At 69.8% G+C, this 12,441-nt stretch carries 7 protein-coding genes and 3 pseudogenes; 5 read left to right on the forward strand and 5 right to left on the reverse strand.

Annotation, left to right across the window (positions count from 1 at the left end; translation table 11 throughout):
• Window positions 1-370 precede the first annotated feature (370 nt).
• The gene (locus ACWCXX_RS38825) at window positions 371-1,039 is read right to left on the reverse strand and encodes a response regulator (protein ID WP_451135700.1); all 669 of its coding nucleotides are present in this window, start codon (window positions 1,037-1,039) and stop codon (window positions 371-373) included.
• Window positions 1,036-2,178, reverse strand: a complete 1,143-nt coding sequence (locus tag ACWCXX_RS38830) for a sensor histidine kinase (protein WP_451135702.1) — start codon at window positions 2,176-2,178, stop codon at window positions 1,036-1,038. The genes ACWCXX_RS38825 and ACWCXX_RS38830 overlap by 4 nt, the downstream gene beginning before the upstream one ends.
• A 118-nt stretch (window positions 2,179-2,296) precedes the next feature.
• On the opposite strand from ACWCXX_RS38830, the gene ACWCXX_RS38835 reads away from it, so the two are divergent.
• From ACWCXX_RS38835 to ACWCXX_RS38850, 4 genes and pseudogenes are all read left to right on the forward strand, one after another.
• Complete coding sequence (locus ACWCXX_RS38835; RefSeq protein ID WP_451135704.1) at window positions 2,297-2,476, forward strand: hypothetical protein; 180 nt, start codon at window positions 2,297-2,299, stop codon at window positions 2,474-2,476.
• A 17-nt stretch (window positions 2,477-2,493) separates the two neighbouring features.
• Window positions 2,494-3,399: an ABC transporter ATP-binding protein gene (locus tag ACWCXX_RS38840; protein ID WP_451135706.1), complete on the forward strand. Its 906-nt coding sequence runs from the start codon at window positions 2,494-2,496 to the stop codon at window positions 3,397-3,399.
• Window positions 3,396-4,388, forward strand: coding sequence for an ABC transporter permease subunit (locus ACWCXX_RS38845; RefSeq protein WP_451135708.1), 993 nt, complete (start codon window positions 3,396-3,398; stop codon window positions 4,386-4,388). The genes ACWCXX_RS38840 and ACWCXX_RS38845 overlap by 4 nt, the downstream gene beginning before the upstream one ends.
• 443 nt (window positions 4,389-4,831) lie before the next feature.
• Window positions 4,832-5,598 (forward strand): annotated as a pseudogene (locus ACWCXX_RS38850) (IS5 family transposase).
• Window positions 5,599-6,144: 546 nt separating this feature from the next.
• Here the strand turns inward: ACWCXX_RS38850 and ACWCXX_RS38855 are convergent.
• Together ACWCXX_RS38855 and ACWCXX_RS38860 are read right to left on the reverse strand one after the other, a co-directional pair.
• Window positions 6,145-9,534 (reverse strand): S8 family serine peptidase, encoded by a 3,390-nt coding sequence (locus ACWCXX_RS38855; RefSeq protein ID WP_451135710.1) that lies wholly within the window; start codon window positions 9,532-9,534, stop codon window positions 6,145-6,147.
• Between the two features lie 242 nt (window positions 9,535-9,776).
• Window positions 9,777-10,805 (reverse strand): helix-turn-helix domain-containing protein, encoded by a 1,029-nt coding sequence (locus ACWCXX_RS38860; protein ID WP_451135712.1) that lies wholly within the window; start codon window positions 10,803-10,805, stop codon window positions 9,777-9,779.
• Between the two features lie 311 nt (window positions 10,806-11,116).
• Here ACWCXX_RS38860 and ACWCXX_RS38865 point away from each other — a divergent pair.
• Window positions 11,117-11,745: pseudogene (locus ACWCXX_RS38865) on the forward strand (serine/threonine-protein phosphatase); the annotation flags it as partial.
• A 134-nt stretch (window positions 11,746-11,879) separates the two neighbouring features.
• On the opposite strand, the pseudogene ACWCXX_RS38870 reads toward ACWCXX_RS38865, so the two are convergent.
• Window positions 11,880-12,368: pseudogene (locus tag ACWCXX_RS38870) on the reverse strand (IS6 family transposase); the annotation flags it as partial.
• Window positions 12,369-12,441 lie beyond the last annotated feature (73 nt).

Genomic DNA, 12,441 nt, shown 5'->3' on the forward strand with positions numbered 1-12,441 from the left:
GGGCGCAGGCCCGGCGTCACCTCCCGGGGCACGGTCGCCAGCCCGAGCTTCTCGCACACCTCGGTGGTCATCGTGAGGGTGTAGAGAGTGTCGGCGGCCACCACATTCTGGTAGAGGCGGACCGTGTCCAGCGCGCCCCACGCCGATGTAGGTTCGCATTCCCGATGTCCTCTTAGCGCTTCGCTGACCAGCTCTGATGTGGCTTGTCTCAGGTGGTGCCCCCCACCGGTTCGTTTCACTTCCGTGTCCTTTTCCGCCGCCCGGCGGCATCTGAGCCGGCCCGAGGAGGCCCGACTACGGCCTTGGACCTTTGTGCTGGAGCGAACGAGACCAGACCCAACAGCACCGGCACCGAGCCCTCTTCACGTGCTCAGGTGTGTGGTCCCCAGGAGTCCATGAGGCGGCTCTGCCAGGCCCAGGCGGCGATCTCGACGCGATTGCGGACGCCGAGTTTGTCCTGAATGGTAGCCAGATGGCTCTTGACGGTGCTGAGGGTGATGAACAGCGCGGTGGCGATCTCCTGGTTGGTGCGGCCCCGGGCGATGGCCCGGATCACATCCATCTCCCGTGCCGAGAGCGGCCGTGCGGGTCGGGCTGCGGACGCCGTCCGCGCCGGGGCGAGGTCGCGGAGCAGGCGCAGGGTGATGGACGGGGAGATCAGGGCGTCCCCGGCGTGTGCGGCCCGGACGGCCTCGGTGAGCAGGGCGGGGGCGGCGCCTTTGAGGACGAAGCCGACCGCCCCGGCGTGCAGTGCGCCGTGGACGTACTCGTCCAGGTCAAAGGTGGTGACGATGACTACCCGGAGCGGGTCGGTGATTCCGGGTCCGGCCAGGGCACGGGTGACGTCGATGCCGTCCAGTTTGGGCATGCGGATGTCGACCAGGCACACGTCCGGGCGCAGTCGGCGGGCGAGTTCGACCGCTTCGGCGCCGTCGGCGGCTTCGCCGACCACGGTGATGTCGTCCTGGTCCTCCAGGATGAGGCGCAGGCCGCTGCGGATCATCGCCTGGTCGTCGGCGAGCAGGACGCGGATGCTCAACGGGTCTCCTTGCCGGGGGCGGGCAGGATTGCGCGGACCGACCAGCCGGTGTCCCGGCCGGGGCCGGCGCTGAGGTGGCCGCCGAGTGCCTCGACGCGTTCGCGCATGCCGATGAGGCCGAAGCCGCTGTGGTGTTTGGGCCAGGTGTAGCCGGGCGGGGCGTCGTCGGTGACCGTGACGGTGACGCCATCCGGGCCGTGGGCGATGTCGATGACGGCGGAGCGGGCATGTCCGGCGTGGCGGGCGATGTTGGTCAGGGACTCCTGGACGATCCGGTGGACGGTGGTGGCCACTTCGGGTGCCCAGGGCGCGGGGTCGGCGGGCAGCCGCAGGTACACCTCGGGGCCGTGCCCGTCGAACCGGCGGACCAGTTCGGTCAGTTCCTGCCGACCGGGTGCGGTGGGAGCCGTGGTGGCGACGTCGTCGGTATCGCGCAGCAGCCCGACTACCCGTCGCATCGCGGTGAGCGCCTCGCCACCGGCCTCCTCGATGTCGGCGAGAGCGGCATCCAGACTCTCGGGCCGCCGCCTGACCACGATCCGCGCGGCCTGGGCCTGGACGACGATGCCAGCGATGTGATGGGCGACCACATCATGCAACTCCCGTGCCAGAGCGAGCCTCTCCTCCTGCCGGACCGTGTCGGTGACGGCCCGTCGGCGGAAGTCCACGAAGCGCAGCCCCAGCCCGGCCCCGAGCGCGAGGATCCAGCCCTCGACCCCCACCCGGAGGGGCGTTCCCGGACCCTCGGCGGTCAGCAGCCCGGCGGCCATCAGCGCCAGCCCGGCTGAAGCGACGGCAACGGTCGGGCGCCACGGGAGCGTTCTCGCAGCGGAGCCGCCGAGGACGAGCAGCCCCGCGACGGCGCCGGCGCCGGGCTCGCCCGGCAGATCCGCGACCCCGGCGATCACCGCGCCCGCCCCCGCGACGACCAGGCCGGCCGCGGCGGCCCAGCCCCGATGGCGCTCCCTGCCGAGTGCGATCAGGCAGACGAGGGCGCCGACGCACGCATCGACGACCCAGACACGGCCCTGCATGCTGTACTGCACCGCCACGACGGTCAGTACGAGCGCGAAGAATGCGCCCAGCGTCGCGTTCACCACGATTGTCGGCCTGCAGACCGGCCGCTCTGCTGTACTCACCCGGCTCACGCTAGCCCGCCCTGGCGGATCGCCGAACCAGCCGAAAGTACGGCTCCGTGCACCCGGATGCGTCCCTTCGGCCGGTGCGTGGCCTGCGGCCGCTCAACAGGCTGGCCACATGCCTGATTTCACCTCTGCACCCCTCCTGCTCGCCGCGGCGGCGCACGCCGAGAAGACCGAACGAAGCCCGCTGCTGTACGCCTGGTGGGCGCTCAACCTCGCCGTGCTGATCGCAGTCGGCTACGGCGCGTACCGGTTCGTCGAGTCGTGGCGCGCAAAGCGCGCCCCTCGTGGCTGACCCGGAGGGGAGAACACATGACACCGGTACTGAAAGCCGTGAAGCTCAGCAAGCGGTACGGCCGCCACCACGCGCTCACCGACTGTGACCTGAACGTCCCGCCCGGACGGGTGATCGGACTGGTCGGCCCGAACGGCGCCGGCAAATCGACGCTGCTGCAACTGGCCAGCGGACTGATCACACCCAGCTCGGGCACGATCCGCGTACTGGGCGCCACACCCGCCGCCGGCTCCGCCCACCTGGCCAAGGTCGGCTTCGTCGCCCAGGACACACCCGTCTACGCCGAACTGTCCGTCGCCGACCACCTGCGGATGGGCGCCCGGCTCAATCCCGGCTGGGATCCGGAACTTGCCCGGCGCCGCCTCGCCCGCATAGACCTCGACCCCCGGCAGAAGGCCGGCCGGCTCTCCGGCGGCCAGCGTGCCCAGCTCGCCCTGACCCTCGCGGCAGCCAAACGACCCGAGCTGCTGATCTTCGACGAGCCCGCCGCCGCCCTGGACCCGTTGGCCCGGCGTGCCTTCCTGGACCACCTGATGGAGTCCGTCACCGAACTGGGCGCCGCCGCCATCCTCTCCTCCCACGCCCTGCCCGACGTGGAACGGGTCTGTGACTACCTGATCGTGCTGGCGGACTCCCGGATCCAGCTGGCCGGTGATGTGACAGAGCTGCTGGCCGGCCACGTCCGGATCACCGGCGCTCGCTCCGCCCTCTCGGCCCTGCCCGCCGATGCAGATGTCATCGCGCTCACCGACCGCACCGAGCAGGAGAGGACCGCCCTGGTCCGTGCCGACCGCAGGCTGCTGGCCGGCGGTCCATGGGCGACGGCGGACGTAGGCCTCGAAGAGCTGGTCCTCGCCTACCTCGGCCAAACGGACCGGACCGATGGCCGACCTGTTCCGACTGCCGTGGAGGCCCACCGATGATCTGGATGGCCTGGCGCCAGTTCCGAACCCAGGCGCTGGTGGGCCTCGGGGCGCTCCTGCTCCTCGCCGTGTACCTCGTCGTGCTCGGCGGGCAGATCCACGGCGCGTACGACGACACCCTCACCCACTGCGCGAATCGTGACGCCTGTGCCGGCCCGCTGGGTGCCTTCGCCGACCGCTACAGCCTCCAGACCGATCTGCTCGGCTACCTGCTGCTCGCTGTCCCCGGTGCCCTCGGGGTCTTCTGGGGCGCACCGCTCATCGCCCGGGAACTGGAGGACGGCACCCACCGCATGGTGTGGAACCAGAGCGTGACCCGCAGCCGGTGGCTCGCGGCCAAACTCGGCCTGGTGGGCCTGGTGAGCATGACCTGCGCCGGCCTGTACAGCCTGCTGCTGACCTGGGCGACCGGCCCGGTCGCCAACGTCCTCAACAACCGCTTCGAACCGGCGCTCTTCGCCTCGCGCAACATCGCTCCGCTGGGCTACGCGGCCTTTGCCTTCACCCTGGGCGCCACCCTGGGCCTGGTCCTTCGCCGTGCTGTGCCCGCCATGGCCGCCACGCTGGTGGTCTTCGCCGTGCTCCAGATCGCTGTACCCACAATGATCCGCCCGCACTACGAAGCGCCCGCCCGCACCTCGGTGCCACTCACCGCCGAACTGGTCGGCCGCCTGATGAAGATCGGTACCTACGGGGACATCGGCGGCCTGCGAATCCCCGGCGGACCGTGGGTCGTCGAGACCAGCCCGATCCTCGACTCCGCGGGCAAGGAGGTCGGCCACACCACGTGGTTTCAGGACTGCATGGACCGCAGTTCACTCTCTGAGCTGCCCACCTGCCTGGCCAAAGGCAACGTCCACGTCGAGATCGCCGAGCAGCCAGCCGACCGCTATTGGACCTTCCAGTACTTGGAAACCGCACTCTTCGCCGCCCTGACGGCCCTCCTGGCCGCCCTCGCCTTCTGGCGGATCCGTAGGCATCCTGTCTGACGGAACACCGCCGCGGCTCGCTTCCCGAACACGACGACGGCCCGGACCGCTGGTGCGCTCCGGGCCGTCAGGGAAGGCGGAGGATACGAGATCCGAAATCGGGAGGCGCTTCCCTCACGAAGAAGACGCTCAGCGTGATGAGCGCCCCCAGCACCGATCCGGGTGATTACGGGGCTGGTCGCCAGCCCAGCCCCGTAATGGCAGTTGCGGAACCAGCCAGCGATGACGTGGGAATCCGCTGGCTTTAATGCGGCAGGACACTGCGCTGTCTCACGGAGATGCCAGAAATGCCATCCGAATGACATCGTGCCCAAGAACTCGTATACACGATCTTGTTGAACGTCCCTGGTCGGCCGTGACCGGTATGACGATTCGGCCGTTCAGGATGGTGGACTACCCGGCCGTGGATCGTGGACGACGACTTGTGGGCTCTGATCGAGCCGATGCTGCCGCCCTGGCCCGAGCGGTCGCCGGGGCCGCGGCCGGTCCCGGACCGCCTGTGCCTCCAGGGCATCCTATATGTGCTGCACAACGACATCGCCTGGCAACTACTGCCCCTGGAGCTGGGGTTCGGCTCCGGGCAGACCTGCTGGCGGCGCCTTGAGCGGTGACAGCAGGCCGTGGTCTTCGACCGGCTGCACCGGATCCTGCTCGCAGAGCTGAACGCGGCCGGCGAGCTGGACTGGTCCCGAGCATGCGTCGACGGCTCCCATGTCCGCGCGAAAAAGGGGGATCCGACACCGGTCCGTCGCCGGTCGACCGGCGGAAGACGGACAGCAAGCACCATCTGATCTGCGACGGACGCGGCACCCCGCTGAAGGTCGTCACCACCGCCGCCAACGTCAACGACGTCACCCAGCCCCTCACCCTGGTCGACGGCATCCCGCCCGTCGCCGGACGCCCGGGCCGGCCCCGACGACGTCCCCAGGCCCTGCTCGGCGACAAGGGCTACGACTCCAACCCCAGCCGCCGCGAACTACGCAAGCGCTGGATCCTGCCGGTGATCTCCCGCAGGGGCGCCCCGAACATCGAAGGTCTGGGCAAGCTTCGCTATGTCGTCGAGCAGACCTTCGCCCTGCTCCATCAGTTCAAACGCCTGGCCGCCCACGACGCCCTCACCCCATTCCTCCAACACCGGGCCTCGACCGTGGCCTACGTCCTGCCCGGCGCCGCATCCTCCGGGACTCTCGGCGAACAGCTCTGGACATGAAGTCCGCCTCGCTCCCTCCGCCCGGAAATGCCCCGGAACGGCCGGTCAGAGATGGGACGTGCCGGGGAGGAGTCGGGAGTCGGGCCGGATCTCGACACGCTGCGTCAGGAGAGCCGGGCAAGGCACGTCGGCGTGTCAGCCCACCGTAAGGCCGCGACGCGTCGCCACACGCGGAACCCCCGTCAGCACCGGCCGACGGGGGTTCCTCGCCTCTCACGCGCGTCTCACCAACAGCGACGACGCTCCTGGACCACATCGACCTGACCTGTGCTTATACACCTCGCATGGACCACATGGACCGCATAGGACGCGATCCACAACATGTGCCATGAGGTGCCGAGGGAGAGGCCCAGGGCCAGGATGGGTGCGTCCTGCAGCCCGTCAAAGGGGTACTGCAGGGTTTCAGTCGTCGTCTTCACTCACCTGCCCACGCTCCCATATCGCACATTTCTGACGGGAGAGGGCATCGGGACACTCAACGGACCTCCGCGGGCGGCAGGCCGGGCGCGCCCCCATTGTGGGAGAGCGCCCGGCCGGACCGTGCGGTTACCGGACGTCGTAGGCGCGGGTGACGGTCTGGGTGACCGCGTTGCCGTTGGCGTCGGTGAAGGTGGCCTTCGTCGTGACCTGCTTGCTGGCGGCGCCGGTGTGGTCGAGGACGGCCGTCCACTTGCCGTCGTGCTGCTCGGTCGGCGCCTTGGTCCAGGTGGTGCCGCCGTCGTAGGAGTAGGACAGCGTGACCGCCTTGATCGCGCCCGGGGTGTATCCGGCGTGACCCTCGACCGACAGACCGACCTTGATGCCGCTCTTCGCTGGCAGGGTGTTCAGGCCGTCCACCGGCACGTCGTACACCGGGTGGAGGATCGGCAGGCCGCGCGAGTAGACATCCGGCTCCCGGTGGGAGCGGAAGCTCCAGGTGGTGGTGACAGCAGTGGAGCGCAGCCAGTTCCGGTCCGAAGTGTCGATCTTCTCCAGGTTCTGGGTGAGCTCGTACGCGGAGTCCTCGTCCGGCACCTCGAACACGCCGTAGGGGTCGATGCTCCGGCCGATCTCTTCGCCGTTGCGCTTCAGCCTCAGGTTGCCGAGGTCGCCGAACGACCCGCCGTAGGACCAGTGGTCACCGGAGCCGTCGGCCCAGAGCGCGTTCTGGAAGCCGACCAGGTCGCCCTGCCGCTCGGCGGTCAGCATCGGGCTGCCGTCGGTGTCGCGCGGCGCGGCCGGCCGCAGGGGGCCTGCGTACCACTCCTCGGTGCTCCGTTGTCCGGCCTTGTAGGTGCGCTCCTGGTCGCCCATGAACGCGGCGAACGGGAAGCTGGTCATCGCACCGTGATACCAGGCGTCGTCGCCGCTCGTGTAGTAGGCGGTGCGGGTACCGGGCACATGAACCGTGCCGAACGGGCTCACCGGGATGTAGGCGCCGCCGCTGCCGGAGGGGCGGATGAACATCGCGTCGATGTAGTCGGCCTTCTTCCCCATGGCGTTCCACGTTTCCGTGACCTGGGCCAGTTTCGAGTCCTTGGGGTCGTAGACCTGGTCGGAGCGCAGCGGTTCCGAGGTCGGGAACGACAGGTTGTAGACGTAGGGCGAGCCGCCCTCGGAGCCGTCGGCGCGCCAGGTGGGTCGGAACTCGAAGGTGCCGTTCTTGGCACGTCCGTCGATGTCTGCGTAGAAGTTCTGGACGGTGTCGCCGGACATGAGCGTTCCGGTGAGCTGCCAGGTGTCGTCCCACGTGCGGGAGTAGCTGAACGTGAGGTTGTTCACCTTCGAGGGGCGTTCGGTGTGCAGGCTCAGCCGGTGGGCCTTGCGCGCGTCGAGGACGACGGTGGTGTCATCGGTGATCCGGAGCTGCGGGCGTGCGAGGTAGCTGACCGATTCGGCCGCGTTGTTCGCGTTGTACGTCGCCACAAAGCTGCTGAGGGCGTAGTCGCCTGGGCGGACGCGGTATGTCTGCTCGGTCGCGCCCTGGTTGTTGCGGCGCTCTCCCTTGTCGATGTCCAGGCTGACGAGGTCCAGGGAGGAACTGCCGGTCGCGGGCTTGCCGTTGCGGTCGATGGTCTTGACCCGGAGGGTGACCGTCTCCGGCTGGACGTAGAGCGTGACGGGCACGGAGACGTGGACATCGCCGCCGGTGGCCAGGATCCGGCCGGTGACCGCACCGTACTGGGCGTCCTGCAGGCGGGCGGTGGGGTCGATCCGCAGCGGCACCTGAGCGGTGGCCCCCGCAGGGACCCTCACCTTGCCCTCCTCCAGCTTGACGATGCCGGAATGGACATCGCTGCCGTCGTTGCCGTGCAGGCCGCTGACCTTCAGGTTCAGGGTGAGGTCGCTGCCGCTGGTGTTGGTGAAGGGCACCTTCACCGTGGTGCGGTCCGAGGCGTCCTGCGGCCAGTTGTAGCTGCCGGCCTGGACGGCGGGCGCGGAGAGCACCTGCTGGTTCACCGCGCCGAACACGTCGAGTACCCCGCCGCCGGTCTGGTCGGCGCCGGCGACCTTGCCGCCGGTGCGGGCGGAGGAGACCAGAGCGGCCTTGATCTGCTGTGCGGTCCAGTCCGGGTGGGCCTGGCGGATGACGGCCGCGGCGCCCGCGACATGTGGCGTGGCCATGGAGGTGCCGGACATCGTCCGGTAGGCGTAGACGCCGCGGCCCCCCGCGTTGGCCGCGGAGATGTCGACGCCGGGGGCGGCGATCTCGGGCTTGAGGGTGTGCGTGACGGCCACGGGGCCGCGGCTGGAGAACCACGCGGTGGTGTCATCGCGGTCGACGGCGCCCACGGTCAGCACGTCGGGCACACAGCCGGGCGAGGAGACGGTCTCGGTACCCGAACCGGCGTTGCCGGCGGCGACGACGAACAGGGTGTGGGTGCTCTCCGAGAGCTGCTTCGTGGCCTGGGCCATCGGGTCGTTGCAGTCGCCGATCGCGGGGTTGCCCAGGCTCATGGAGACGACGTCGGCCTTCTGGTCGACGGCCCACTGCATGCCCGCGATGATCCAGGAGTCCAGGCCGTAGCCGTAGTCGTTGAGAACCTTGCCGATGAGCAGGTCGGTCCCGGGGGCGACGCCCTTCTTGCGGCCGTCACTGGCCGCTCCGGACCCGCCGACCGTGGAGGCAGTGTGGGTGCCGTGCCCCTGCCGGTCCTTGACATCCTGGGAGTCGGTGAAGTTCTTGGCCGCGGCGGTCCGGCCCGCCAGGTCCGGGTGCTCGACGTCCGCGCCCGTGTCCAGCACGGCGACCTTGGTGCCCTTGCCGTCGTAGCCAGCCGCCCAGGCCTCCGGCGCGTGCACCTGCGCGGTGGACCGGTCCAGCGTGGCCTCGACCTTGCCGTCCAGCCACAGCTTCTTCAGCGCGGCGGCGGAACGTGAGCGGGTGTTGGTGACGTCCTGCCAGAAGGTGGCGGCGGTGTCCTTGCCGGCCTTGAGCGCGACGCCGTCCACAGCCGGGAGGCTCAAGCCCCGCTTCGCCCCGCGTGGGGCCGCCGGTGCGCCTTCGGCAACGTTCACGCTGTTCTGATACGTGGCGATGAGCGGCAGTGTGTCGGTGTGGGCGTCGTCGTATCCCTGGCGGATGAGCCCGGTGACGTTGAACAGCTGCTCGTCGACCTTGCCCTCGGCGATCGCCCGGGAGGCGTCCTCCGGGTAGACGTAGAGGTCCTTGCCCCGCTGATAGGTCTGGACTATTGGCTGTGTGCCGTCCTCGCGGGGCAGCACGGCCGCCGAGCTGCGGCCCGACGCGTCCGTGGTCACCAGCACCTTGTCGCCGGTGACGAGCGTGACCGGCACCTGCTTGCCACCCGTTGCCTTGGTCCCGCTGCCGACGATGGGCCGCTTCCCCGAGGCGCCGTCAGGCGGCGAATCCACCGCCCCGGATGGCGTGACCGCTGTGACGGCCAGGACGGCGGCGGTCGCCGCGCCCAAGGCTATACGTGTTGTGGAACGCATGAATCTCCCTACTCGAGGCCGTGAACATGCCGTGCTGCGGCTGCAGCCTGGCAGACATCCGGATCGTGTAGGGACGCCGTGCGTGGCGGGTTTCCCGCATGTCGGTTTCCCGACACACAGTCACATCCATTCGTTCATCGGCCGGGCCGGGCTGTGCGCCCCGCAGGCTCCTGGGCCATCGGGCCGAGGACGCCGAGAGGGCCGAGTGGATCGGAGGAGATCCGCGGAGGCCGCGGAGAAGGTCAGAGCCAGCCGGCGCGGGCGGCGTGCCAACCGAGTTGCAGGCGTGAGTCCGCTCCTGCCAGGTCCATCAGCCGGCGGGTCCGTCGCTCCACGGTGCGTATGGAGACGCCGAGTTGGGAGGCCGCCCGCCGGTCGGAGATCCCTGCCAGCAGCAGGGCGAGGACCTCCAGCTCCCCCTCGGTCGGCTGCCGATCGGCCTCCGCATCCACGCGCACTCCCGTGGGGGTGGTGTACAGCGGCCGGGCCTGGGCCCACTCCTTCTCGAAGAGGTGGACCAGGGCCGTCAGCAGGCCGCTGCGGTACACCACAATGGCGCTCGGCTCGCCGCCGGAGTCCGCCATGTCCAGGGGCACCATGGCACGCTCCCGGTCCGACACGACCATCTTCAGCGGCAGCGATTCGACCAGGCGAAGTGCGAGACCTGCCGCGATGGCCGCCCTCAGATCCTGTGCCACGTCGAGACCGTCGAGATAGCCCTTGGCGGCCACCACCCGGAAGTCGACTCCGCGGTCCAGCGCGGAATTCTCCGACATGTCGGCTTCCTCGCGCGGCACCGCGATGGGCTCGCCAACGAGGAAGACCAGCAACTCCCGCTGGGCGCCGCGCTGCAGTTGGTGGAACCGGTGCGCGACCTGTTCCACGCCGACGACCACCTCGACGACGCTGCCCGCAGAGTGCGCGGCGGTACTGCGGTACTGCTCGGTCAGCATCGAGAACGCGGTCTCGGCCCGGTGCAGTGCATTGCGCTGCTCGACAAGGAACGGGGCCAGGGCCACCGAAGGGGGTGTCAGCCGGTAGCGGGCGGTCTGGTGGCCGGCCCTGCGGTTGGCCAGGGCGGGCGCCCCGCTCCCGGCCTCGGTGGCGACCGCCACCAGGCCGCGTGCGGTCAGGTCGAGCAGGATGCGAATGGTCTCGGCCTGCTCGATTCCGGTCTGCCGGGCGAGGTCCTGCGCGGAGGCCGTCGGCCGGGCCAGTAGCACGGTGTAGACGGCCTCTTCGGCCGGTCCCAGTCCCAATGCCTGCAGCATCCAGCTCCCCCTCGGGCGGCCGCCGTGTCCGGACCTCGGCGCAGCTCGGATGGACCGAGCGGGCGGTTCCCAGCCGAACCGTATCCCAACGTCACGACGCCGCCACCGGCCGCTGCCTGTTGTACACGTCACCCCGGACACCTTGTACGCGTCGCCCGGGACACCCGGTCCGGCCTCCCGGAAGCACCGGCCGCACACCCTGCGCGCCGTACTGGTCGTCGCACAGGGCACGCCGTCCGGCGGGGCGCCGCCCACCCCACGGCCGGGCCTGCCCAGCGTGCAGGGAGTACACCTCCTGATCGGAAGGTCCCGTGCCCCATCCGCGTCCGAAGAAAGTCGCGCGCCCCTTCGAGTCCATCGAACCACTGCGCAACACCGAGGTAATGATCCTCGTGCTGTCGGTGACCTTCGTGGTGATGCTCCTCGGCGCCCTGTCCGAGTCGCCGGTGTGGCTTCTCGGGCTCCTTGTGTTCCTGCCGGGGGCGGCGTCCGTGCTGTGCACCGTACGCCAGACGAAGCTCGTGTCCGCGTGGCCCCTTCTCGTGGTTGTCGTCACCGTGCTGGTCCGGCACGGGGACGGGCGTCGTGGCTCGACCGGCTCCTCATGATGGTGCTCACCCTCGCCCTGGGAGCGGCCTCCGTCTACGCCTGCCACCGTCGTATCCGCCGTGAGAACGAGATGCTGCGGCTGCGCTCCACCGCTGCGGCGATGCAGCGCCACATCCTGCGCCCGCTGCCCATGCTCACCGACGAGGTCCTGGTCGACGGCCTGTACGAGCCCGTCCAGGAGGACCGGCTCGTCGGCGGCGACATCTACGACGTCGTGGCCTCCCCGTGGGGAACCCGGGTGCTGATCGGCGATCTCCAGGGCAAGGGCCTGCCCGCGGCCGGCGCCGCGTTCGCCGTCATCGACGCCTCCAGAGGCGAGATCGTGCGGGAAGCGCGGCAGGGTGTCGGGCGGACGCGTCGGACGGCACTCAGCCGAGCTCGCGGATGGGCGCTGTCACGTTGTTGGGTGTGTGGGTGCCTGACGGCGCGTTGGGGCATGGTGGGGCTTGCGGTCTGGTCCTGGGGTCAGGCCGTGATGGGCCGGCTTGCAGCGCCGGTGATCTGGTCCCAGATGGCGAAGCGGACGGTCATCTCGGCGCGGTAGGGGGCGGCGGTCATCAGGTGGCGGCGGGGCCGGAAGTGGGGTGAGATGCCACTGAACGCGGCCAGGAACCGCTGTGCTCCACCGATGCTGCGGAATCCCTTCATGGCGCGTTCGCGCTGGCGGGTGGGCTGGTGGCTGTTCTCGGCCCGGTTGTTCAGGCCCTTGTGGGAGCGGTGCTCGACCGAGGGCATCACCTCGCGGTGGGCCGCCCCGTAGGAACGCAGCTTGTCGGTGACGACCACCCGCGGCACCCTGCCCGTCTTCGTCATCAGCCTGCGGAAGAACCGCCGGGCCGCGGCGGTGTCCCGGCGGTTCTGGACCAGGATGTCGAGCACGTTGCCGTCGGCGTCGACGGCCCGCCACACATACTTCTGCTCTCCGTTGATTCTGATGAAGACCTCGTCCAGGTGCTTCCCAATGCTGATGTCAAGCCGCCGCTGTCACTGGGGGTGTGACCTGGTAGCACCGTCGGTCACGAATCAG

The organism is Streptomyces sp. NPDC001732 (assembly GCF_053596315.1).